Raw genomic sequence first — 23921 nt, forward strand, 5'->3', positions numbered from 1 at the left:
GCATATGGATGTGGAGGTTAAAAACGAGAAGAGCAAAAAAGGCCAGCCCCATTTAAAAGATGAGGAATTGCGGAATTTAATCCAACGCAGCCAAAGCGGTGACCAAGACGCAAGAAACTTGATCGTCAATAGTAATCTTAGGCTTGTATGGTCAGTGGTGCAAAGATTCCTCAATCGAGGTTACGAACCGGATGACCTCTATCAAATTGGCTGTATTGGTTTGTTGAAGTCAGTGGATAAATTTGACTTATCGTTTGAAGTGAAATTCTCAACGTATGCTGTGCCAATGATCATTGGTGAAATCCAACGTTTTATCCGTGATGATGGAACCGTAAAGGTCAGCCGGTCCTTGAAGGAAATGGCGAATAAAATCCGCAGGGCGAAAGAGGAGCTTTCCAAGACGTACGGCCGTGTTCCGACTGTCAATGAATTGGCGAAACATCTTGAGCTGTCGCCGGAGGAAATTATCATGGCCCAAGAAGCTAGCAGGAGCCCATCGTCCATCCATGAAACGGTTTACGAAAATGATGGAGACCCGATTACGCTTCTTGATCAGATTGCCGACCATAATGAAACATCATGGTTCGATCAAATCGCTTTGAAAGAAGCGATTCAAGAATTGAATGAACGTGAACGGCTCATCGTTTTTCTGAGATATTACAAAGACCAGACGCAATCGGAAGTGGCTGCGAGGCTTGGTATATCGCAAGTTCAAGTTTCTAGGCTTGAAAAAAAGATTCTTCAGCAAATGAAAAACCACATGAATCAATGATTCATGTGGTTTTTCATTTAACTGGAGATAAATCTCGATTTTTGGAAAAAGTAAAAGTGATGGCTACCGATTCATCCGTGAAGGATAAAAAATATCGCTGATAATTAAATTTTTTTGTTGAATTTACAATTAAAAACGAATATTATAGTAAAGGTCGTTTTTTTCATTCGTTTTTTCTATCATTCAATGAATGAATCAGTTGAAAAACGTCGTTGCAGTACAATTCTAGGGCACCATGTCTTTGCATGCAAACGGTTGTCGGTGTTTCCTTTAGATCTGGAGGTCTAAATATGTTTATGGAAAAATTCTTCTCCCTGAAAGAAAATGGAACGGATGTCCGTACGGAAGTGACGGCGGGTGTTACGACATTTTTGACTATGGTTTATATCATTATCGTGAATCCGGCTTTGTTGTCTTCAATCGGAATCCCGTTCGAGCAGGTGTTCATGGCAACAGTCATATCAGCAGTCATAGGAACCCTCATTATGGGGCTCGTAGCAAAATATCCGATTGCGATAGCGCCAGGAATGGGTTTGAATGCTTATTTTGCTAGTGTAGTGGGGGCGCAGGGCCTCTCTTATCAGACAGTATTTGGGACGGTTTTCATTGCAGGCTTGCTATTTCTATTAATTAGCGTGACGAGTTTGCGTAAAATGATCATGGATGCCATTCCAAACTCATTAAAGTATGGCATCACATCCGGAATCGGTTTGTTCGTCGCGTTTATCGGATTGAAGAACGCAGGGATCGTTGTCCCTAATGAATCAACGATGGTAACTCTCGGTGATTTGCATCAGCCAGGAACCGTTTTAGCATTAGTTGGCTTGTTCATTACCTTGATCTTGATGGCCCGCAATATTAAAGGGGCGATATTCATTGGGATGCTCGTTACGGCAGTCATTGGCTACTTCATCGGCTTGCTCAATTTCAATGGCGTCTTATCCGTGCCACCTACACCGGTATTTTTCGATATCGATATTGCTGGGGTTTTCACCCATTCATTATATTCGGTTGTTTTCGCCTTTTTACTGGTGACGATCTTTGATACGACAGGTACTTTGATTGGCGTGACAGAACAGGCCGGACTCACGAAGGACGGCAAAATGCCTCGCGCCAAAAAAGCATTTTTGGGTGACGCAATTGCTACGACAGTCGGCTCGATGTTTGGAACAAGCCCTTCGACTGCTTACGTTGAGTCGAGCACGGGTGTGGCTGCAGGCGGACGTACCGGGTTAACGGCTACTGTTGTGGCAATTCTGTTCGCTGCGTCAATTTTCTTTTCTCCGTTAATATCTGCGATTTCGTCAGTTTCAGCAATCACTGCTCCTGTTTTGATTATCGTAGGATGCTTCATGATGGAAGGCTTGGCGAAAGTCGATTGGAAAACGTTCGATGAGGCATTTCCGGCGTTCGCAATCATTTTAACGATGCCGCTTACGTCAAGCATATCGACAGGCATAGCAATAGGTTTCATTACTTATCCCCTTATGAAGGTATTCAGTGGGAAGGGGAAATCGGTTCATCCGCTCATTTATATCTTTGGATTGATATTTATGCTGCAACTCATTTTCTTCCCTACCCATTAATTTATTAAAAGACATGCTGTAAGTGCAGCGTGTCTTTTTTTTTTGTAATTAGTAATATTTGGACATGCATCACTTCCTGCATTTTCAATCTGTTTCCAATCCATACTACTAGCATAAGGAAATAAAAGGTCGGGATGTGATGGACGTGGCGGTTGTATATATCAGGATGAGGAACCGTGTACAAGTAAACGGAAATCAGGCGGTGAGGATTAAAGATATAGCAAGGATAATCGGGTCTGAAGATGAGATTCGAATAATTGAAGAAATCTTGTTACTTACCGTGAAGAAGGAAGATAGGAATATCATCGTCATCGATTTTGCCCAAGTGATCATGGCCATTCGGAAAGTGGATCCGCATATAGAAGTGGAGACCTTCGGGCCATCCCAAACGATCATCGAAATCATCCTTACGAAAAAGAAAATGTCATTTCTTACATTCGCACTAGTCTGGTTCTTACTGTTCGTCGGTGGTGCGATGACCATTATGAATTTTCATGTGGATGTCAGCATGGGGGAAGTGCATCAAAAAATCTTTACAATCATAACGGGAAAAGTGGAAGAAAAGCCGTTATTGATCCAAATTCCGTATAGCTTTGGCCTTGGAATTGGGATGATCTTATTTTTCAATCACTTCTTTAAAAAACGCTTCAATGAGGAACCTAGTCCGCTTGAGGTTGAAATGTTCAACTATCAGCAGGATTTGGATCGTTATGTCACCATGAATGAAAACAGGGAGAACGTGCGCCACCTTGATGACAGGTAAGATTATCTTCGGAATCTTTGTCGGTTTAGCCGGTGGCTTCGCGACAGGTGCCGGGTTTGTAGCGTTTTTAACGGTACTAGGGGTGATTCCAAGACTGACTCAGCTGACAAAAACAATGAAAATGATTCATTACTACGAAGGAGCGATCATCGCCGGTGTTGTTGCGGGAACATGGTTTGGGTTGCAAGAAACGGAGTTTTACCTTCCGCATTTCTTGTTGATTCCAATCGGCTTGGCTGACGGAATCTTTAATGGGATGCTTGCAGCAGCCTTAACCGAGGTTCTCAATGTATTTCCCGTACTATCTAAGCGAATCGGCATTCAAGAGAAAATCATTTATCTGTTAATGGCACTCGTTTTGGGAAAGATCGCCGGGTCGTTATATCAGTGGATTTATTTTGTCGATTTGTAAGTTTTTAAGGTAACTATTCCTGATGAAAGGTAGGCCCAAGATGGTGACCAAACGAAATGTAATACTGATTACGGATGGAGATGAGTATGCGAAACGGGCTGTGGAACTTGTAGCCAAGGAAATCGGCGGGCGATGTATCTCCATGTCCCAAGGTAATCCATCACGATATACGGGCTTGGAGCTAGTTGAATTAATAAAAAAGGCAAAACATGACCCAGTATTGGTCATGTTTGATGATAGCGGTTTTATCGGTGAAGGATCGGGTGAACAGGCGCTGAAAGTGGTCGCCGGACATCCTGATATAAATGTCCTCGGAGTGATAGCGGTCGCTTCAAAGAGTAGAAGGGAAGAATGGACCAAGGTTGATGTCTGTATCGACCGAGATGGGAAATTAACACCGAATGGCGTAGATAAATACGGTGCCGAGGAATTCGAGTTAGGCAAGATTACAGGCGATACGGTGTATTGCATTGATGAATTGCATGTTCCCATCGTAGTGGGGATAGGGGATATCGGAAAAATGTCCCATCAGGATGACTGTAAAAGAGGTGCACCGATCACGAAGCTAGCGGTGGAAATCATATTGGAAAGGAGTGGTCATGATGGCTTCAGAAAAACAGCAAAACATGAAACCGATTCCGAATAGGGTAGCGGAAGTAGACGCCTACATGGAAGAGAAAGTAGGTATGGGCGTCAGCTTTGACTTAGGCGTAAGAAAGATAAAGGTCCTAAAAAAAGATGTGCATATCTACTATATAAATGGGCTGACGGATTCGGAATACATCATCGAAATCCTTGACTCGCTAATTCATAATAAAAACACGGAAATCATCACGACAAAAGTTTTTGATGTGGTCAAAGGCTTGCTCGTACACCAATCCGTCCAAGAAATAAGTACGATGGATGAGCTTGTCGATCAAGTATTATCTGGTTTGATCGTCATCGTTGTCGATGGTAAACCAGTAGGATTGGTCGTAGATGTCAGGAGTTATCCAGGAAGGCAGCCTGAAGAACCGGATACGGAGAAAGTCGTTCGCGGTTCGAGGGATGGTTTTGTCGAAAACATCATCGTGAATACGGCGATAACGAGACGGAGGATCCGGGATGAACGATTACGATTTGAAATGTTGCATGTTGGGGAACGTTCCAAAACGGATATATCGATCGGCTACATAAAAGGCATTGCCGACCCTGATTTAATCGATATCGTTCGTAAGGAATTGGAAGGTATTGAAGTGGATGGATTAACGATGGCTGATAAAACGATCGAAGAATTCATCGTCAAGCAAAGATACAATCCATACCCGCTTGTACGGTATACCGAGCGGGCTGATGTTGCGGCAACGCATTTACTTGAGGGGCACGTTCTGATATATGTGGATACCTCCCCAAGTGTCATCATTACCCCGTCGACCCTTTTCCATCATATGCAGCATGCCGAGGAGTACCGGCAGGCGCCCGCAGTTGGAACGCTGGTGCGCTGGACACGTTTTTTGGGGATTTTCGTTTCGTTATATTTGCTGCCGATTTGGCTATTATTTTGTTTAGAGCCCTCCCTTCTGCCAGACAAGTTCGAATATATCGGGCCGAATGAAAAAACCCATATACCCACAGTTGTCCAAATCTTCATTTCCGATATCGGGATAGAATTTCTAAGGATGGCAGCCGTCCATACCCCGACGCCGCTTTCGACGGCAATGGGTTTGGTTGCCGCAGTCCTCATTGGACAGATAGCGATAGATGTCGGGCTATTTGTCCCTGAAGTGGTCCTCTACGCTTCCGTGGCGACAATTGGCACGTTCGTTACTCCTAGCCTGGAACTCGGTGTAGCGAATAAAATATCCCGTTTAATGCTGATAGTGCTGGTTGCTTTATTTAAAGTGCCTGGCTTGGTCATAGGCATCACGCTCTACATTATCCTATTGACTGGCATAAAGGCGTTAAATACACCTTATTTATGGCCGCTTATCCCATTTCAACCGAAAGCTTTGTCACATATAATATTTAGAAGACCTTTTCCAGGATCAGTGGAACGTCCAAGTATTGTGCATCCCCAGGATAAATATAGGCAGCCGAGAAAATCTTAAGGTTGATGTTGTCGAACAGTTGTGGTAATTTATTTTTATTCGGATAAAGCGGTAAGTTAAGGTTTCACAAACAGATAGAGCCTCATGACTCTTTGACGTTAAACCAATCTGGCTTTCCCTTCGAACTACTGAGCAGTCAGAGAAAACAATATGTAAATGGGATGACGATTGATTCGGATGAGGCTTGTCGATATGGAGAACCCTTGACATATATCGGGGGTTTCTTTGTTAGAGGCTGCCTCATTTCTTATTAATCTTTAGTTTCTAAGTCAGGAAGGTGAGGGTATCATGCATTTGTACGGAACCGGTGGTGTCAATGAGCGTGGACATCTGGAGATTGGCGGGGTGGATACGATCGAATTGATCGAACAATTCGGGACACCCTTATATGTTTATGATGTAGAGCTAATACGTGAACGGGCAAGAGGATTCAAGAGGACCTTTGAAGAATTGGGAATTCCAGCTCAAGTTGCTTACGCAAGTAAAGCCTTCTCTTCCATTGCCATGATTCAATTGGCTGATCAAGAGGGACTTTCTCTCGATGTTGTCTCGGCAGGGGAATTGTATACGGCCATTAAGGCGGATTTCCCAACTGAACGCATTCATTTTCATGGAAACAACAAAAGTGTAGAAGAGCTACATATGGCTTTGGATTATAAAATTGGCTGTATAGTAGTCGATAATTTTTCAGAGTTGACACTGTTAGAAGAGATTTGTACAAACCGTGAACAAAAGGTGAAAATCCTTCTTCGTGTAACGCCAGGAATCGAAGCCCATACGCATGATTATATCTTGACTGGGCAAGAGGATTCCAAATTTGGTTTCGATCTTATTAATGGCCAGGCGGAAGATGCCCTTAGACAAGCGCTGCAGAGCGAATGGCTAGAGGTTCTGGGGTTGCACTGCCATATTGGATCGCAAATCTTTCAAACGACCGGCTTCCTTCTTGCTGCTCAAAAAATCATCGGCAAGCTGAATGATTGGCACGGATCGATCGGTTTTCAACCAAAGGTTTTGAATCTCGGCGGTGGCTTCGGGATTCGGTATACGCGAGAGGATGACCCGTTGCCGGCTTCTCAATATGTTGAAGAAATCGTGAGGGAAGTGCAGAACTTGGTTGCTGATTCTGATTTGGAGATGCCTGAGATCTGGATCGAACCTGGCCGTTCATTGGTCGGGGATGCCGGTGTGACGTTATATAAAGTGGGCTCTGAAAAGGAAGTGCCTAATGTCCGTAAGTATATTGCGGTCGATGGCGGCATGAGTGACAATATACGTCCAGCACTATATGAAGCCAAGTATGATGCCATCCTGGCAAACCGTCCGCTTGACCCTGTAGCAGAGACTGTGTCCATCGCTGGTAAATGCTGTGAAAGCGGGGATATGCTGATTTGGGATTTACCTTTGCCAAAAGCAGGACGAGGGGATGTGTTGGCAGTTTTTTGCACAGGGGCCTATGGATATTCGATGTCGAATAATTATAATCGAATTCCAAGACCTGCAGTCGTCTTCGTCGAAAATGGGGAAGCACGTTTGGTCATCAAACGTGAGACCTTCGAAGATCTCATTCATTTGGATTTGCCGTTTCATGAAGAAGCTGTCACACATAAGAAATAATAAAAAGGGGATGGCTGATATCACCCTTTCATACTGTAGGGAAACTCGAAGAAAGTTCGGTTTCTCTATAGTTTTTTTTCATTTCAAATCCAGTGAAACATCAAAAAAGGCATCGGAAGGGAGACCATTCCGATGCCTTTTTAATTGATATCAGTTGAAAAATGATTTGATTGCGTCTATTAAACTACTAAAGACTTCTTTCAGTTTATCCAAAAATGATTGACCCTCTTCGGATTCAAGAAAATTGGAAAGCTTATCTTTTGCTGCGGTAAGCTGATCACCGACTGCATTCCAATCGATATTCAATTCTTTCAGCTTATTGAATAGGTCAATAAGACTTTGAACTTGAGCATCATTCAAGGAGATGCCAAGTTCTTTCGCCGAAGATTCGACCACATCGCGTACTTCTTCGGTATTGGCCGGAGGATTTTCAGCCATGTTCTCTTTTATTTTGGTTACGAGTGCAGATGCTTCCTCCGTACCGATTTCATCCCCCAATTTAGCTGTTTTAACCATTTCTTCGTTGGCTGCCTGCTTCACGTCTTCCGGGATTTTTTTATCGGAAGAAAGCTCATATGCTTTAATGACCCCTGTCAAAGCTGCTGTACCGGAAACGGGGATTGGAGCAGTGACATAAACGGTGGCATCTTTCACACCAGCGGTGGCAAGGGCATTGATATACATTTCATCGGTGACCCAGTTTATGTTTTTCGACTCGAGTTTAAGCCCAGTGCCTTTTTCCTCCAAGGTAATGGCAGAAGAGGAAATCGCTTTTGTACCAATTAACCGGCTGGCGATATAATCTCCTAGGTATTCATGTTCCTCCGCATTCGTTACCGTTAGAACCTCTACATCATTGGGAGCTTTCATTTCCGACAAAATCATATTCTTTTGTTCTTTTGACAAATTTTCGCCAAGAGTGACGATCATTTCACCAACAGCTGCATCTGCAAAGGCCTTATATGGCAATAATAGACATAATAATATGGTCAAAATGACCCATTTATTCATTTTTTTCATCGTAATCCTCCTTAACATTTTCCTTGCTGTAATCGAATCTTTCATCTAAAGGGATGCGCTTTAAAAAAAGGTTCATAGTATTGGACGAAACAAAGGACAAAAAAGATACATATTTTCATAAAAAATATTTTTTAACCAACATTCAAGACACATATTATGAACTATAGAATGAAGAGCACTTTATCAATGTAGTAAAATCAAAGCAAGATTGCAAGCGATATTTGTAAGATTGTGTTAAGTTATAGTAAAATGAAAGAGGTATTAAACTATTTGGACAGTTAAAGGAAGTAGGGAATGACGAAACGTAATAGGACTCTTTTAATTATGATGCTTGCCATCGCTTTTTTGTGGGGAATCGTATATTGGCTGTTTATCGCGTAGTACATAGCACAAGGCACATCCATAAATCAAGTGCTGAAAGTGATGTTGAAACGAACGAGGTTTTTATGTATGATGGAAATGTTATAAATGCCAAGCCAATCAATGGGAATCAGGTAGATAATAAAAACGTTATTTAGTAACGAGGGATATTATGTTGATTAAGTATAAGAAAAGCTATGAGAAGTTTGCCATGGGGTTATTATCTTTCATGCCAAATGAAAAAGAGATAAAAGTGCTCCGGAATACGATGAAGAATTATGAAACAGATGAAAATCTACAGCTGTTCTTATGGAAAGATGAAGAGATTACAGGCTTGATCGGAATCGAAGTTTCTCAACATCACATTGAGATACAGCATATATCTGTAAACCCATCTTTTCGAAAGCAAGGTATCGGTAAAACGATGGTCAGGGCTATTAAAGAGCAATATCCTGACAAAGAATTAAAGGCAAACGAGTTTACGGAAAGCTTTCTTGACCGGTGTGAAGAGGGCTGAATGGGAAAGTGAGAATGGAGGGCCACCTTTAAGGGCGGTCCTCCATTCTTGTTTGCCGAAGGGTTAATTGCCGGGCCCGTTCAGAAATGACATCCGATCGGTCGCGCATAAGATGCTTATCGATTAAAGCCGCATTACCCATGTCGCTATCCCTGCCCCATATGTAGCCTTCGTGCAAGCACAGTGATCGGCATATCTCGATCAGGCGAAGATCTGCAATCGGTAGGTTGATGCTTTCATATGGGCTCTCGGATAGCATCCGTTCATGAACATCGCCGAGCATCTCCAACAGCTTCTCGGAATCAAGTCCCAACTTGAGGAGCTCGGGCTTTTTAGCGTGGAGATTTGCCATCGCTTTTGCTAAGGTCCTTGCAGCCCCTTTTTTATTTCCCCTTCGATCATGGTACAGGGCAACGGCAATTTGGATGAGGCCGACCCAATGGGAGTCACGCTCTTTTGGGGCGGTTTCCTTCCAATATTCCTCTAGGATTTCATGACATTCGAAGTAATCCCTTGACCCGTGAAAATGGACAAGGAAAGAAAGGTAATCTTCCGCGTAATTCATTAGGAGCCTCCCTTATATTTTGATGCTAAGGAAATGATATTTATTACCCTTAGCCTTATATATGTCTAAGTGTAGCATAGAATTTTTTCTTGGAAAATAAAGAAAGCCGATTGCTAAGCAATCAGCTTGATTCATCAGCCTTCCATTAACACCAAGAAGCACCGACGATAACTAACAAAATGAACAATACTACAATAAACGCGAATCCGCCGCCGCTTCCAAAACCACCTGCACCCATAATGAGTACCTCCTTTGTGTTCTGCTATTCTTACATTTCTAGGTTATGTTGAATTTAATAAAGTGATTGGGCATTGACCCAATTGTTTTAAATCCCTTTAAGAACTTTCTTAGTTCCAAAATTTTTATGATTGGATAAAGGCCGGCAATCCACTATACTTGAATAGTAAAAGAAAATAGGCCTAACCTAGGCCAATTAGATTTAAATGGGGTAATTTAATGGGTTATAATATAAAAATTGATGCGTTCGAAGGTCCGATGGATTTACTCCTGCATTTAATTAATCGCCTGGAAATAGACATCTACGATATTCCGATGGCTGATATTACAGATCAATACTTAGGTTACATCCATACGATGCAGCACCTTGAATTGGATGTCGCCAGCGAATATTTGGTAATGGCTGCAACGCTGCTTGCCATCAAGAGTAAAATGCTGCTGCCAAAGCATGAAGATGAACAATTGATTGATGAAGATGGAGAATTATTTGAAGAGGATCCACGGGATGAACTTGTGGAGAAACTATTAGAATATAAAAAGTATAAACATGCAGCTGAAGAATTTAAAGGGTTGGAGGAAGAACGAAGCTTGATGTTCACTAAACCTCCAAGTGATTTATCTGTGTATGCCATGGAAGCGGAAAGTGATAAGCAGGAATTGAATATAAGTCTATATGATATGTTGGGAGCCCTGCAAAAACTGCTCCGCCGGCAAAAAATACAAAAGCCGCTATACACGAAAGTGACGAAACAAGAGATATCAATAGAAAAACGGATGGATGAAATTATGATCGAGCTACAATCGATAAAAGGGAAGAAGAGCTTTTTCGAACTGTTTTCGGTTCCGGTTAAAGAACATATCGTCATCACCTTTATGGCGGTACTGGAACTGATGAAGCTGAATGAAATCATCGTCGAACAGGAAGATAATTTTTCCGAAATCATGATTGGAGCTAAGGAAGGTGTAGAGACAGTTGGAAGTTATTAATTGGAAGGGGATACTGGAAGCATTGCTGTTTGCTGCTGGAGATGAAGGGCTCTCCGTCAAACAGATTGCTTCTGTCCTCGATATAACGGAATATCAAGCAACCGACATCATTGAAGGATTGAAAGAAGAATATATAGCGGATGTACGCGGGATCCAGGTGATTGAAATTGCAGGGGTATATCAAATGACGACAAAAAAGGAACACTCGGATTATTTGAAAAAACTTGTTGAAACATCAAGCACTCAAGGATTATCCCAGGCGGCATTGGAAACACTCGCAATCGTTGCCTATAAACAGCCGATTACAAGGGCTGAAATCGATGAAATTCGCGGTGTAAAAACGGATCGTCCAATTCATACACTCGTTACGAAAGTCTTGATCAAAGAGGTCGGACGTGCTGAAGGATCGGGCAGGGCTTACTTGTATGGAACGACAAAGGAGTTTTTGGATTACTTCGGACTCAATTCAATTGATGAACTGCCGCCTCTTGCCGATCAATCGGATGACGGCTTTGAAAATGGTGAAGCGGATTTATTTTTTGAAAAATTTCAGCAAACAATCGAATAACAATTTTCCTTAAATTGTGATAATATAGAAAAAACTGAATGTGGGGGGATCGTAGGTGAGAATTATTGCGTGCAATGGATTTGGGCTTGAAAAGGAAAAGTCGAATTCGCCTGAGGAATTTTTTAATCGATCCGTTATAAAATACATAAAGGGTGGAGAAGAAAAGACATTGAATGTCCTATATCTCCGCTATTTCGATGAAATGGTCACTCACTGGACGCCCTATCCCGCCAATCCCATATTCCAAAGCCCTAAAAGGGAGATTTATATCGCTGATATCATTGCTTTGATCTGTCTACTCAAAGACCAAAGTTTGTTCAGCCGAAAACGATTGTATATAAATTCGGAAAAAGAGTTAGCTCGTTATTTCGAGAATATTGATTTTCATAAATTGGAGCAAGTGTTTATATCAATTGACCAAGCTAAACCATATGATATAGAATCACCTGTTGACTATTATATCCAATATTAATCATTTTGAGGAGGGTTCACGGTTGGGGAATACATTGGTAAAATCTCAGCTTGAGGATGTAAAAAGATTTTTAGAAGTGACGGTGGCTCAGCTAGAAGGATTTATGAATGAGATGACCTATTCTAAGCTGCAAGAGGAAAAAATCGGCGATGAAACATATTATAAAGGGATTCTTTCTAGTATAAGAAGAATGCTTGTAAGTTGTGAAGAAGGCTTGGATGCTTGCCAAATCGTTCTTAAAAATGAAAACTTCAATAAAGCTGCAGCTGAAAAAACGCTTTATAGAGTCTATCATCAATGTATCGAGGAATACTTTTCCCCAAAATCAGATCGTTGGTTCGAGGACAGCAGATCGGCTTATACAGGTAAGAACTCGATTAAGTTTCACCAAAGCGTACCAGATAGCATCATATCGATAATGAAGACCTTAGAGAGCGGTTTCCAATCCATGCGTGAAGACTTGGAGTTTTATGAAACGGATTACAAAACGAAAATGTTACAGTCAAGATGAAAAAAACAGCAGGCCTTGCTGTCAGACTGTTGATAAAAGGGGTTAGGAATTCAAAAATTCCGAACCCCTTTTGATATTCCCTTTGAATATTTGCCTTAAGATAAGAGAATGGCCAACTATGTTAGGGCGCTTTAGCCTCTTTCCCTGCCCAATTGGCCATATTTTTTAAATTGATTGCAGCGGTGGGATGTATCGCATGCATTGACCATTTTCTAAGTCCCCAAAAGCGTCCAATGCTTATCATGTCTTTCTTTTGCATCTCGAATACCCGCTAATATCGTTTATTTACGTTTCGCTTCATAGATAGGTGTTACATCTTGTTGAATGACGCAGAGAATCTGAACTTTCCCATTCGTTAGTTAGATATGTCGTGTCACCACTTTTTGATATCCTTTGCTTTATACACCGTGATAAAGATGAGCAAGTTTTGGCAGATGTGTTTGGGCGATTTGTACGCGCGATAGCCATTTACATCGAGTTTGTCTACAGTCTGACATCAGGTTTTACGGACCTTTCTGTTTTTTTTATTCATAAAATGGAATCTCCGCCTAATTGAAACATAAAATACGTTGATGATTTATGTGCAATAAGGCTACAAGGAGGTTGAAAGATGTCTGATGTAAGAGAGTATGCCAAAGAGGTAAGTGATTGGCTTGATGAAATCATGGAATACCTCGAGAAGATCGATATCACCGATTCGTCATTGCTGGCAAATATCGAACGGCTTTCCCAGTGGACCAAGGATTTGGATGAGGAAGAAATGGATTATGAGGATATGGTTGTGATTGAAGAAGAGATGTCACGGGTTTATGCTGGAATTAAGGAAATCGATTTGGATCTCAGGAGCAATGATAGGCAATCCGTCCCCATAGGTAAGCATACACTCCCGCCATTACCTTATGCCTATGAAGCGTTAGAACCGATAATTTCAAGGGAAATCATGAGGCTGCATCATGATAAGCATCATCAATCCTATGTTGATGGTTTGAATAAAGCGGAGCTGATGATGAAAAAAGCGAGGGAAACGAAAGATTATGCCTTGCTGAAGCATTGGGAAAAGGAAGCCGCCTTTCATGGGTCAGGTCATTATCTCCATACATTATTTTGGGAAGAAATGATACCAGGAGGAGGCGGGCAGCCAAAGGGGGATTTACTTAAACAGATAGAGAAGGATTTTGGGAGCTTTGCAGCGTTTAAAAACCATTTTAGCGAAGCGGCCAAACAGGTTGAAGGTGTTGGATGGGCGATTTTAGTCTGGGCGCCACGGGCGCGGCGGCTTGAAATACTCCAATCGGAGCTGCATATGGTCCTGACCCAATGGGATACGATTCCAATCCTTGTTCTTGATGTATGGGAACATGCTTATTACCTTCAATATAAAAATGATCGTGCTAGCTATGTGAATAACTGGTGGAACGTTGTCAACTGGCCGCAAACGGAGGTGAGGTTCTCCGAGGCGAAGAAGCTTATCTGGAAAAAACAATAGAGGGCAAAGCATAAAAGGAAATCGAAATTGTGAATTAGAGGGAACCGGGCCGTAATGGTTCGGTTTTTTTTGTTTGACATTCTGGATGAAGAATTTTTTAGGGGAAAATGGTCATGTTATAAAAGAATGATCTGAAAAATTTAGAGGACGAAGGTGCAGCGATTCTCATTTGGGAATGGATATTGAATGGAAACGGAGGGAATGTCAACTTTCCAATCAATGAGTTTATATCAGGACATAACCTTGAGGTAGCATTGGAAAGGCAAGGAATGTGCCAGTTTAAAGTATGAAGGGCAATTCACTTGAATACAGTTATATCAATATATAGTCTGTGACTAATTTATGAACTTGAAAATTATTTTGGTATATTTATTGACTAATTTCTACTTAATAATTATTATAAACACTAGTACATAAAAAATAGCTATTGGAGGAATTTAATATGTCATTAATTAATAAACAAGTTGAAGATTTTAAAGTACAAGCATATCATGCAGGACAATTCAAAGAGGTTACACTTGAAGATGTTAAAGGAAAATGGGCCGTCTTCTTTTTCTACCCAGCTGACTTCTCATTCGTATGTCCAACAGAATTAGCTGACCTTCAAGATAACTATGAAACATTCAAGGAAATTGGCTGTGAAGTATATTCCGTTTCCACGGACACTCATTTCAGCCATAAAGGCTGGGCTGATGCTACAGATACAATCGGCAAAATCCAATATCCAATGTTAGCTGACCCAGCAAACGTATTATCCCGTCAATTCGGCGTATTGATTGAAGAAGATGGATTGGCACTACGTGGAACATTCATCGTAAACCCAGAAGGACAAATTAAAGCTTATGAAATCAACGACCTAGGAATTGGCCGTAATGCAGAAGAACTTGTTAGAAAAGTGCAAGCCGCACAATTCGTAGCAGAACACGGAGATAAAGTTTGCCCAGCTAAATGGACTCCAGGTGAAGCTACTCTAGAACCAAGCCTAGACCTTGTAGGTAAACTTTAATTCTTGATCAATCTATGATAATGGGGACCATCCATTTCTAATAAGTATCTAGTGGCAAAAGGCACTTACCTAAAATAAGTGCCTTTTGTTTTTCAAAATAATCAGTTCGGCACGGTATTATTATTTCAGCTAGGAGAACAAAAATGAAAAAAATATATGATTTATTGATTATTGGCGGCGGACCTGCAGGCCTCTCCGCGGGCGTTTATGCAGGTAGGGCTAAATTAAAGACCATCATCCTCGAAAAAGGAACGGGTGGAGGGCAAGCTGCAACTACATCTGAAATAGCCAACTATCCTGGAATTCGCCATATTTCCGGCCCAAGGTTAGTGGAAGAAATGAAGCTTCAAAATGAAGACTTTGGCGTCGAATTCACTAAAGCTGATGTAAGCGGCGTCGATTTCTCAGGTGAGGTAAAAGTCGTTAGCACCATTGGCGGGGACTATCATGCACGCGCCGTCATCATTGCAACCGGTGCTACTCCGAGAACACTTGGATTTCCCGGTGAAGAAGAATTTACAGGACGTGGTGTAGCTTATTGCTCAACGTGTGATGGCGAATTCTTTGAAGGGCTGGAAGTTTTCGTGATCGGGGCTGGATATGCAGCCGCCGAAGAAGCGATCTTCTTGACCAGATTTGCTACGAAAGTTACCATCATTGCCCGTGAATCAAGCTTCTCATGTGCCCCTTCGATTGTCGATAAAGTAAACGCAAACGATAAGATCGAAGTGAAATTCAACACGGAAATCCTGGGGGTCCATGGAGACGGGATGATTCAAAGTGCCCGTTTCATCAATAACAAGACCAAAGAAGAATTTGAATATAAAGCGAAGGAAGAAGATAATACGTTCGGGGTATTCGTATTTATCGGGTACGAGCCGAAAACGGAAATCTTTCGTGGGCATATCGAAATGGACCATAAAGGTTACATTCTGACGGATGATGATATGAAGACGAATGTAAGTGGTGTCTATGCGGCTGGCGACTTAAGGCCAAAATCCCTGCGACAGATTATCACCGCAGTATCTGACGGTGCGATTGCCGCAACGGATGCTGACAAATATATCGCTGAGGAAAAAGATCGCTTAGGAATCAAAGATGAACCAGAAGCCGAAAAACCAGCGAAAAAAGAACAGGCTGCAGTCCCAGCAGGAAAGAGTGCTTTATTAAGCGATGCGTTACGTGGCCAACTGAAGGGGATCTTCGGCAAAATGGAGAGCGACGTTACCATGGTGTCCATCGTTGATGAAAGTTTGCCAAAATCAGTCGAATTGAAAGACTTCTTGTTGGATGTTGCCGAATTGGGAGATAAGCTACATCTTGAGTTATACAACAAAGGGGAAAATACGGAGCTTGAAGAAAAAGTAAACGCAGATAAGTTCCCAGTCGTTTCCCTCTTAAACTCGAATGGTGAATACAGTGGCGTCAAATACCACGGTGTACCAGGAGGCCACGAGTTGAATTCGTTCATTTTGGCTATCTATAATTTAGCTGGACCTGGTCAGGCTCTGGAATCATCTGTATTGAATGCAATTAAGGGAATCAATAGAAAAGCGAACATTAAGGTTATGGTTTCATTGGCCTGCCATTACTGTCCAGATGTTGTAGTCGGTGCACAGCGCATTGCCATTGAAAATCCGAACGTTGAAGCGGAAATGGTCGATATCAGTAATTTCCAGGAAATTAAGAAGAAATATAAGGTCATGAGTGTGCCGGCCATGATCATCAATGATGAAGAGGTCGTATTCGGAGCGAAGAAAATCGATGAGATCGCTGCATTATTAGTATGATAAAACGGTAAATCGATAGGGGGTCCCTATCGATTTTTTTTTTGAAATTCCCTTTGAAGATTAGGAGATTTCCTGAACGGTTACATACTTTTATTCATAACCCTTGTCCCTTTGCATAAACTTGTACAAAAACAAGTAAAGAGACGAGGGGGCACTCATGCGTTTTCCATATAAAGGGTTATCGAGTTTGTGTATTGTCATTTTGCTGTTGTCTTTTGTAGCACCTGTACAACGCGCCAAAGCAAATGTAGCCGTCAGTGCCCATAGTGCGATCCTGATGGATGAGGAAAGCGGAAGGGTCATTTATGAAGTGAACGCTCATGAAAAGAATCGCATAGCAAGCATTACGAAAATCATGACGGCAATCCTCGCTGTTGAATCGGGACAAATGGACGAAACAGTAAAGGTAAGCAGCAATGCTTTCGGGACGGAGGGGTCTTCTCTTTATTTAAAAGAAGGCGAAAAAATCAAGCTCGAAGATTTGGTTTATGGGTTGATGCTGCGTTCAGGAAATGATGCTGCCGTCGCAATCAGCGAAAAGGTTGGCGGCAGCCTGGATGGATTCGTCTGGTTGATGAATCAAAAGGCGGAAGAAATCGGCATGAAAAATACGCACTTTTCGAATCCGCATGGGCTTGATAATACGGAAAACCATTATTCAACAGCTTATGATATGGCGATATTGACTCGTTATGCGATGAAAAATGATACGTATGCCAAGATTGCCGGCACAAAGGAGCATAGAGCCCCTAATTCAACTGAACAATGGGATTATGTATGGAAGAACAAAAACCGCCTTCTTACACAATTATATGAGTATTGCACAGGTGGGAAAACCGGGTATACGAAGCTGGCAAAACGGACCTTGGTCACGACGGCAACAAAAAACGGACATGATCTGATTGCTGTGACATTGAATGGACCGGATGATTGGAATGATCATATTCAAATGTATGAATCTGCTTTTAAGAATTACAAGCGGACAGAAATCTTACCCCAAGGCCCGGTAGAGGATATGAAAAATAAAACGTATAAAAATCATGCGTATATTAAAAACGATTTCACGTACCCGCTAACGGAAGAAGAAAGCGAACTAATCAACGTGAAAATGAAATTGTTGAAGCCAAAGAAAGCATGGGAAGATAAACGGAAAATTCCGGAAGTGGTCGGCAGGGCTTCCATTTATCTCGATGGTAAACAAATAGGTACGCGTTCGATTTTTTATGGGGAATCAAAAGAGAGCTTCAAGCAGCAATCATTCCAATCATCTTGGGCTGAGATGTTTGAAGCGGTGTTGGGAATCGAACGTAATGGTTAATTATATTTGGGGTGGAATGTTCGTGATCGGAATCGTATTTGGCATGATCAATGGGACGATGGATCAGGTGAATAAAGCTCTTTTTGTCAGTGCAAAGGAAGCGGTCACCCTCTGCCTGGGCTTGATGAGCATCCTTGTTTTTTGGCTTGGTTTAATGAAAATCGCCGAGGAATCGGGGTTGCTTGATAAGCTATCCACCTTGTTCAAGCCATTCATGCGCTGGTTATTTCCTGAAGTTCCGCCAAATCATCCTGCCATGGGGTATATTCTCTCGAATATGATGGCTAATACATTCGGTCTCGGAAATGCCGCTACCCCCTTGGGGATAAAAGCGATGGAGCAGTTAAAGAAATTAAATGGCGGAAAAACGACCGTCAGCCGCTCGATGGTCACTTTTTTAGCGATCAATACTTCAAGCGTGACGTTGATTCCGACGACAGTCATCGCGATCCGCATGAATTACGATGCCCATTCCCCAACCGACATCGTTTTTCCAACGATAATAGCCACCGCCATTTCTGCCATCGGAGGAATTGCGATCGATCGATATTTTTATTACAGGAGAAAGAGAAACGGGAGGGAATAGAATGCTGCATTGGATGACCACCATTTCAATTTGGATGATACCGCTATTGATTCTCTCGGTAATACTGTACGGTACAATGAAAAGAGTCCCGACCTATGAAACCTTCGTCGAGGGGGGGAAAGAAGGAATTAACATGTCTTTTTCCCTCATCCCTTTCCTCGTGGGGATGTTAGTGGCGATTTCGGTATTTAGGGCATCAGGGGCATTGGATTTCCTTGTCCAATTCTTGCAACCATTGCTTGCATTTCTTCATTTTCCGTCCGAGGTTTTACCCCTTGCGATAATTAGGCCGATATCGGGAACGGCTGCATTAGGCATGACCAGTGACCTCATATCGGTTTATGGACCTGATTCCTTTGTTGGCCGCTTAGCAGCCACGATTCAGGGAAGCACAGATACCACCTTCTATGTGTTGACCGTTTATTTTGGGGCTGTCGGGATCAAAAAAATGGGCGACGCCTTAAAGGTTGGCCTCTTGGCAGATTTAGTCGGAATCATAGCTGCCGTCATCGTCGTGACACTCGTTTTCGGCATGAATTAAAGGTCAAGGAAATGGGCGCCCCATTTCTTTTTTTTGTCTTTTTCCTTATGCTGGACAAGCATTTTTTTATAAAATCAAAACTTGCATCAAAAAGGAATATTTTTTTTGTATGGAAAAAAAAGCTATGTTACACTCATTATGGAAACCAACCCATTTAACTGTCCCATTATTGGTGCAATAATAAAAGAAAAGCTCATTATCGCGAAAAACCTTTTGTTTTTGTCTCTCCATATGTAATAATTGTATGATTGTGTATTTCTAGACAATGACAAACGAAGTATTAGACTATGAGGTGAAGATAGATGGAACGATTACAAAAGGTGATAGCACATGCTGGACTGGCCTCCCGCCGGAAAGCAGAAGAGTTGATTTTGGAAGGTAAGGTAAAGGTGAACGGCAAAGTGGTGAAGGAATTGGGTGTGAAGGTGGGTCCCAATGATAAGGTTCAGGTCAATGAAGTCCCGCTTGAAAAAGAAGCACCTGTTTATTTCCTCTTCTATAAACCGCGCGGTGTCATCTCTGCCGTTTCGGATGATAAGAATAGAAAAGTCGTAACGGACTATTTCCCTTACATCAATGAACGGATTTATCCAGTTGGTCGCTTGGATTACGATACATCCGGCTTGCTGGTTTTGACCAATGACGGGGAATTTGCAAACACATTGATGCATCCGAAGCATGAAGTGGATAAAGTGTATGTGGCAAAAGTGAAGGGGATGCCTCTGCGCGAGAGCTTGAAAAAGCTAGAAAAAGGCATCAAGCTGGAGGATGGCAAGACAGCTCCAGCCAAGACGAGGGTATTATCGACCGACAAAAAAAAGGAAACGGCCATTGTTGAAATCACGATACATGAAGGCAGGAACAGACAAGTTCGCCGGATGTTCGAAGCGATTGGCCATCCCGTGATCAAATTGAAGCGGGAACAATACGGATTTTTGACCTTGGACGGCTTAACGGCAGGAGATTCCCGGGAATTGACTCCGCATGAAGTCAAATTAATGCGAACCATGGCATCGACGGACCCGAAGCAAAGAAGAATGTAAGGAAGCATTTTTTGTATGAATGAGTTGAAGCCACCTCCCCATTCTTTTCCTATGAAGAATGGGAGTGGTGGAAAACTTTTTCTTTCATGATTGGGCAATCAATGTCACAAAACCTTCAGAATTGCAAAAAAATGGACAGCGTGTTAAATGGTATAATGGTATGGTTGAATTTAGTGTTGCCTTAGGAGGATTTCTATGGAAAAAAGGAAGCGACGCTTAATAAGCAGAACCATCATTCTTTTGCTTTTAGGTGCAGCTTTAGTGTTTGCCCTTTATACGAACTTCACTAAAGATAAGAATGAAAGTCTTAGAAAAGGATCCGTTGCACCCAATTTCGTTTTGACCGATATGGAAGGCAAAGAACATAAACTGTCCGATTATAAAGGAAAAGGCGTCTTCCTGAATTTTTGGGGTACATATTGTAAGCCGTGTGAATATGAAATGCCGTATATGGAACATCAATATCAAAACTATAAAGACCAGGGTGTTGAGGTATTGGCGGTCAATGTCGGGGAATCCGATTATGCTGTCAATAATTTCATCACAAAGCATGATCTAACCTTTCCAGTCATGATCGATCAAGGCCGGGAAGTGGAAAATGCTTATCGCGTGGATATTTTACCCGTAACCTTTTTGATTGATAAAGAGGGACAAGTGATAGATATCATCACCGGAGCATTGACAGAAAAGAGCATCCAAAAGCATATGGAGAGAATCAAACCATAATATTGGGGAGTTTTTGACATGAAAGAAGTAAAATGCGATTGTGGTCATATAAATCCGTTTGGCACGAAGATTTGTGGGAAGTGCGGAATGGTGCTTGGTAGTGAAAAAGAAAATAAGCTTATCGATATGCGCTATGAAGGAAGTGCGAGGCGTTCCCAAACCTACAAGAAAACGATCGTTGATAAAATATGGAACTTTTTTTCTTCCGTCAAGGTAGGGGTGACGCTCATTGTCATTGCTTTGATCGCTTCAGCCGTCGGTACGATTTTACCACAGGAAATGTATATCCCTTCAACAGCGACGCCGGCGGAGCATTATGAATTGGAATACGGCTGGTTCGGTAAGGTGTATTATGAACTCGGATTTCATAATTTGTATAGTTCCTGGTGGTACTTGATCATCATTGGTATGCTGGGCATATCGCTTTTGATCGCCAGCATCGATCGTTTCTTCCCGCTATACCGTTCTTTAAAAAAACAAGGAATCACCCGACATGACGGGTTCATGAAACGCCAGAGAATATATGGAGTAACAAAGCTTGATGACCATGATATAAATCTGGACAAAGTAAAAGCTGGACTAAAAAGGCAGCGTTATCATATTCGTGAGGAAAACGGCCATATACTAGCCGAAAAAAACCGGTTTTCACGTTGGGGACCGTATGTTAATCATATTGGACTTATCATTTTTTTAATTGGCGCCTTACTGCGTTCTGTCCCGGGCATGTATATCGATAAAGTCGTTTGGCTAAGGGAAGGCGAGAGAAAAGAGATTCCCGGCACGAATGGAGAATATTATCTCAAGAATAATGAATTTACCTTAGAGGTGTATGACAAAGGCAATAAAGAGGATGAACAATACAGTGCCGCGATAGATAAAACCGGTACGATAGCGAAAACCTATCAATCCGATGTCACGCTCTATGAACGCAAGGGTGATGCCCTTCCGGGGGAAAAAGTCGACCTTGAAGAGGTTAAAGATTATAAAATCAAAGTCAATGAACCTCTGAAACATGATCATTACTCTCTCTACCAAGTAGATTATAAGCTGGATGAGCTCAGTACGATGGCTTTTAATTTGATCAACAAAAAAACGGAAGAGAAATTTGGCGGTGTAAAGATCGATTTGAATAATCCGCAAAAGAGATATGAGTTGAATAAAGGATATTCAGTTGATTTGATCAGTTACTTCCCGGACTTCGAGTTTGATGATAAAGGCGAGCCGAGAACGATATCGAAGATTCCGAATAATCCGGCATTTATCTTTAAAATGCATACTCCGGACAAGCCAGAGGGAGAAGTAAGTTTCGTGGCGATTAAAGAGACTGCTGAGCCATTGGGTGAAAACACGTATAAAATGGCTTTCAATGGTGTTGAGACCCAAGATGTCACGGCTTTGACGGTCCGGAAGGATTTAACGCTCTGGATTCTATTTACAGGCGGAATCATTTTCATGGTGGGTGTTGTCCAAGGCTCGTATTGGAATCACCGTCGTATATGGATCAAACGGAAACAAGATGAGATAGTAATGGCCGGTCATACAAACAAAAACTGGCACGGTATCAAAAGAGATATCAAAAAAGCGATAGAATCAACATCTCTTTCTGAACCAACAGATCAACTTGAGGAGGAGAAATCTTCTACTAAGGGGGAAGTTTTAAATGGCTGAAATAAGCAGTAACTTTTTATATGCAGCTTTCTTGCTATACCTAGTCGCCACTTTCTTATTTGGGGGATCGATAAAGGATAAACGGGGAGCGGAAGAAAAGAAACAAAATAAATGGGCTAAGCTGGCCATTTCCGTCACCATTCTTGGTTTCGCTGCGCAAATTGGGTATTTCATCACTCGATGGATTGCAGCAGGCCATGCCCCTGTAAGTAACCTGTTCGAATTTACGACCTTCTTCGGAATGATGCTGGTCGGTGCATTCATATTAATTTATTTCCTATATAAGACACCCGCCCTTGGGTTATTCGCTTTACCGATTGCGTTATTGATCATTGCCTATGCCAGTATGTTCCCTACAGAAATATCGCCACTCATTCCTGCGTTGCAGAGTGATTGGCTTCATATTCATGTTACGACCGCTGCGGCAGGTCAGTCGATTCTTGCGATCAGTTTCGTTGCAGCCATCATATATTTAGTTAAATTCGTCGATCAAACACATTCCAGTAAAAGAACGTTTTGGCTTGAGGTCATTATGTTCACGTTAGTCAGCACCATCGGTTTTGTCATCATCACATCGACCTTTGCAGCGTTGGATTACAAAGCGAATTTCGATTGGATCGATAAAAAGGGTGCTGCAGACAAGCAGGAATATAACCTTCCTGCACTAGTGGGTCCCCATGAAGGGAAGCTAATCGAGGCGGATCGGTTTGAGCCGCTTGTGAGCATGCCAGCGATCATCAATGCCAAAAAACTGAATACAGTTTTATGGTCAATTGGAGCCGGTCTCATCCTTTATGGTCTAATAAGATTAATAGCTCGTAAAAGGGTAGCGGCACTCATAAAGCCGATCGTTAAAAATGTGAATTTGAGCCTATTGGACGAGATCAGTTATCGTTCGGTCCTTATTGGTTTTCCAATCTTTACACTCGGTGCACTCGTTTTTGCCATGATCTGGGCACAAGTGGCATGGACAAGATTCTGGGGCTGGGATCCGAAAGAGGTCTGGGCACTCATTACCTGGCTGTTCTATGCAGCTTTCTTGCATCTGCGCATGTCAAAGGGATGGCAAGGGGAAAAATCAGCTTGGCTTGCCGTCATCGGTTTCGCCATCATGATCTTTAATTTGATTTTTGTTAATCTCGTTATTGCCGGTTTGCATTCATACGCTTGATTCTGTATTGTTATGGTAAGAATAAAGGGGTCTTTTGATAGAAACATCGAGGAGTTGGTTAATCGATGTTTCTAGAGAATGATCCCTTTTTCTGTAGTGGCCGTTTACATTA

At 42.1% G+C, this 23921-nt stretch carries 27 protein-coding genes; 23 read left to right on the forward strand and 4 right to left on the reverse strand.

The features are described 5' to 3' along the window. Positions 1-4 precede the first annotated feature (4 nt). From sigF to lysA, 7 genes are all read left to right on the forward strand, one after another. A complete protein-coding gene (gene sigF / locus ASU00_RS15135) occupies positions 5-772 on the forward strand; it encodes an RNA polymerase sporulation sigma factor SigF (RefSeq protein WP_057914310.1) in 768 nt (255 codons plus the stop codon). 296 nt (positions 773-1068) lie between these two features. Next, a complete protein-coding gene (locus ASU00_RS15140) occupies positions 1069-2358 on the forward strand; it encodes an NCS2 family permease (RefSeq protein ID WP_057914408.1) in 1290 nt (429 codons plus the stop codon). Positions 2359-2524: 166 nt separating this feature from the next. After that, entirely contained in the window at positions 2525-3121 is a 597-nt protein-coding gene (locus tag ASU00_RS15145; RefSeq protein ID WP_377363295.1) for a stage V sporulation protein AA, read from the forward strand. Then, positions 3111-3533 carry a stage V sporulation protein AB gene (locus ASU00_RS15150; RefSeq protein WP_057914312.1) on the forward strand — a complete coding sequence of 141 codons (423 nt, stop codon included), beginning with the start codon at positions 3111-3113 and terminating at the stop codon, positions 3531-3533. The genes ASU00_RS15145 and ASU00_RS15150 overlap by 11 nt, the downstream gene beginning before the upstream one ends. Before the next feature lie 40 nt (positions 3534-3573). Beyond that, positions 3574-4179, forward strand: a complete 606-nt coding sequence (spoVAEA, locus tag ASU00_RS15155) for a stage V sporulation protein SpoVABEA (RefSeq protein WP_057914313.1) — start codon at positions 3574-3576, stop codon at positions 4177-4179. Continuing rightward, positions 4136-5620: a spore germination protein gene (locus ASU00_RS15160; RefSeq protein ID WP_057914314.1), complete on the forward strand. Its 1485-nt coding sequence runs from the start codon at positions 4136-4138 to the stop codon at positions 5618-5620. Before spoVAEA ends, ASU00_RS15160 begins: the two co-directional genes overlap by 44 nt. Before the next feature lie 288 nt (positions 5621-5908). After that, positions 5909-7237, forward strand: coding sequence for a diaminopimelate decarboxylase (gene lysA / locus ASU00_RS15165; protein ID WP_057914315.1), 1329 nt, complete (start codon positions 5909-5911; stop codon positions 7235-7237). 150 nt (positions 7238-7387) lie between these two features. Here the strand turns inward: lysA and ASU00_RS15170 are convergent, their stop codons facing one another. Continuing rightward, positions 7388-8248 carry a DUF1002 domain-containing protein gene (locus ASU00_RS15170; RefSeq protein ID WP_057914409.1) on the reverse strand — a complete coding sequence of 287 codons (861 nt, stop codon included), beginning with the start codon at positions 8246-8248 and terminating at the stop codon, positions 7388-7390. A 371-nt stretch (positions 8249-8619) separates the two neighbouring features. Here ASU00_RS15170 and ASU00_RS25490 point away from each other — a divergent pair, with 371 nt between their 5' ends. Further along, positions 8620-8775, forward strand: coding sequence for a hypothetical protein (locus tag ASU00_RS25490; protein ID WP_161809743.1), 156 nt, complete (start codon positions 8620-8622; stop codon positions 8773-8775). Between the two features lie 14 nt (positions 8776-8789). Next, the gene (locus tag ASU00_RS15175) at positions 8790-9134 is read left to right on the forward strand and encodes a GNAT family N-acetyltransferase (protein WP_057914316.1); all 345 of its coding nucleotides are present in this window, start codon (positions 8790-8792) and stop codon (positions 9132-9134) included. Positions 9135-9162: 28 nt separating this feature from the next. Here ASU00_RS15175 and ASU00_RS15180 read toward each other — a convergent pair whose 3' ends face one another. Further along, a complete protein-coding gene (locus ASU00_RS15180) occupies positions 9163-9699 on the reverse strand; it encodes a DUF309 domain-containing protein (RefSeq protein WP_057914317.1) in 537 nt (178 codons plus the stop codon). Between the two features lie 145 nt (positions 9700-9844). Beyond that, on the reverse strand, positions 9845-9937 hold the full coding sequence (locus ASU00_RS24590; protein WP_082630362.1) for a YjcZ family sporulation protein: 93 nt from the start codon (positions 9935-9937) through the stop codon (positions 9845-9847). Positions 9938-10155: 218 nt separating this feature from the next. Between ASU00_RS24590 and ASU00_RS15185 the strand changes: the two genes are divergently transcribed. The 4 genes from ASU00_RS15185 to ASU00_RS15200 are packed head-to-tail and all read left to right on the forward strand — an operon-like array spanning position 10156 to position 12474. Beyond that, on the forward strand, positions 10156-10923 hold the full coding sequence (locus tag ASU00_RS15185; RefSeq protein ID WP_057914318.1) for a segregation/condensation protein A: 768 nt from the start codon (positions 10156-10158) through the stop codon (positions 10921-10923). Next, positions 10910-11491: an SMC-Scp complex subunit ScpB gene (scpB, locus tag ASU00_RS15190; protein ID WP_057914319.1), complete on the forward strand. Its 582-nt coding sequence runs from the start codon at positions 10910-10912 to the stop codon at positions 11489-11491. The genes ASU00_RS15185 and scpB overlap by 14 nt, the downstream gene beginning before the upstream one ends. Positions 11492-11546: 55 nt before the next feature. Beyond that, a complete protein-coding gene (locus ASU00_RS15195; RefSeq protein ID WP_057914320.1) occupies positions 11547-11963 on the forward strand; it encodes a hypothetical protein in 417 nt (138 codons plus the stop codon). 22 nt (positions 11964-11985) lie between these two features. Continuing rightward, on the forward strand, positions 11986-12474 hold the full coding sequence (locus ASU00_RS15200; RefSeq protein WP_057914321.1) for a YpuI family protein: 489 nt from the start codon (positions 11986-11988) through the stop codon (positions 12472-12474). Positions 12475-12595: 121 nt separating this feature from the next. On the opposite strand, the gene ASU00_RS25495 is transcribed toward ASU00_RS15200, so the two are convergent. Next, a complete protein-coding gene (locus tag ASU00_RS25495; RefSeq protein ID WP_161809744.1) occupies positions 12596-12733 on the reverse strand; it encodes a hypothetical protein in 138 nt (45 codons plus the stop codon). 351 nt (positions 12734-13084) lie between these two features. On the opposite strand from ASU00_RS25495, the gene ASU00_RS15205 reads away from it, so the two are divergent. From ASU00_RS15205 to ccsB, 10 genes are all read left to right on the forward strand, one after another. Next, on the forward strand, positions 13085-13960 hold the full coding sequence (locus ASU00_RS15205; protein ID WP_057914322.1) for a superoxide dismutase: 876 nt from the start codon (positions 13085-13087) through the stop codon (positions 13958-13960). Between the two features lie 442 nt (positions 13961-14402). Further along, positions 14403-14966: an alkyl hydroperoxide reductase subunit C gene (gene ahpC / locus ASU00_RS15210; RefSeq protein WP_057914323.1), complete on the forward strand. Its 564-nt coding sequence runs from the start codon at positions 14403-14405 to the stop codon at positions 14964-14966. A 143-nt stretch (positions 14967-15109) separates the two neighbouring features. Beyond that, entirely contained in the window at positions 15110-16756 is a 1647-nt protein-coding gene (locus ASU00_RS15215; protein WP_057914324.1) for an FAD-dependent oxidoreductase, read from the forward strand. Between the two features lie 157 nt (positions 16757-16913). Beyond that, the gene (locus tag ASU00_RS15220; protein ID WP_057914325.1) at positions 16914-18074 is read left to right on the forward strand and encodes a D-alanyl-D-alanine carboxypeptidase family protein; all 1161 of its coding nucleotides are present in this window, start codon (positions 16914-16916) and stop codon (positions 18072-18074) included. Beyond that, positions 18067-18660, forward strand: a complete 594-nt coding sequence (locus ASU00_RS15225) for a nucleoside recognition domain-containing protein (RefSeq protein WP_057914326.1) — start codon at positions 18067-18069, stop codon at positions 18658-18660. Before ASU00_RS15220 ends, ASU00_RS15225 begins: the two co-directional genes overlap by 8 nt. Before the next feature lie 4 nt (positions 18661-18664). Next, positions 18665-19201: a spore maturation protein gene (locus ASU00_RS15230; protein WP_057914410.1), complete on the forward strand. Its 537-nt coding sequence runs from the start codon at positions 18665-18667 to the stop codon at positions 19199-19201. Between the two features lie 302 nt (positions 19202-19503). Then, positions 19504-20244, forward strand: a complete 741-nt coding sequence (gene rluB, locus ASU00_RS15235; RefSeq protein WP_057914327.1) for a 23S rRNA pseudouridine(2605) synthase RluB — start codon at positions 19504-19506, stop codon at positions 20242-20244. Between the two features lie 195 nt (positions 20245-20439). Beyond that, complete coding sequence (gene resA, locus ASU00_RS15240) at positions 20440-20970, forward strand: thiol-disulfide oxidoreductase ResA (protein WP_057914328.1); 531 nt, start codon at positions 20440-20442, stop codon at positions 20968-20970. A gap of 18 nt (positions 20971-20988) precedes the next feature. Continuing rightward, positions 20989-22638 carry a cytochrome c biogenesis protein ResB gene (gene resB, locus ASU00_RS15245; protein WP_057914329.1) on the forward strand — a complete coding sequence of 550 codons (1650 nt, stop codon included), beginning with the start codon at positions 20989-20991 and terminating at the stop codon, positions 22636-22638. After that, positions 22631-23809, forward strand: a complete 1179-nt coding sequence (gene ccsB / locus ASU00_RS15250) for a c-type cytochrome biogenesis protein CcsB (RefSeq protein ID WP_057914330.1) — start codon at positions 22631-22633, stop codon at positions 23807-23809. Before resB ends, ccsB begins: the two co-directional genes overlap by 8 nt. The last annotated feature ends 112 nt before the right edge of the window (positions 23810-23921 follow it).

Source organism: Peribacillus muralis (assembly GCF_001439925.1).
GTDB lineage: Bacteria > Bacillota > Bacilli > Bacillales > DSM-1321 > Peribacillus > Peribacillus muralis.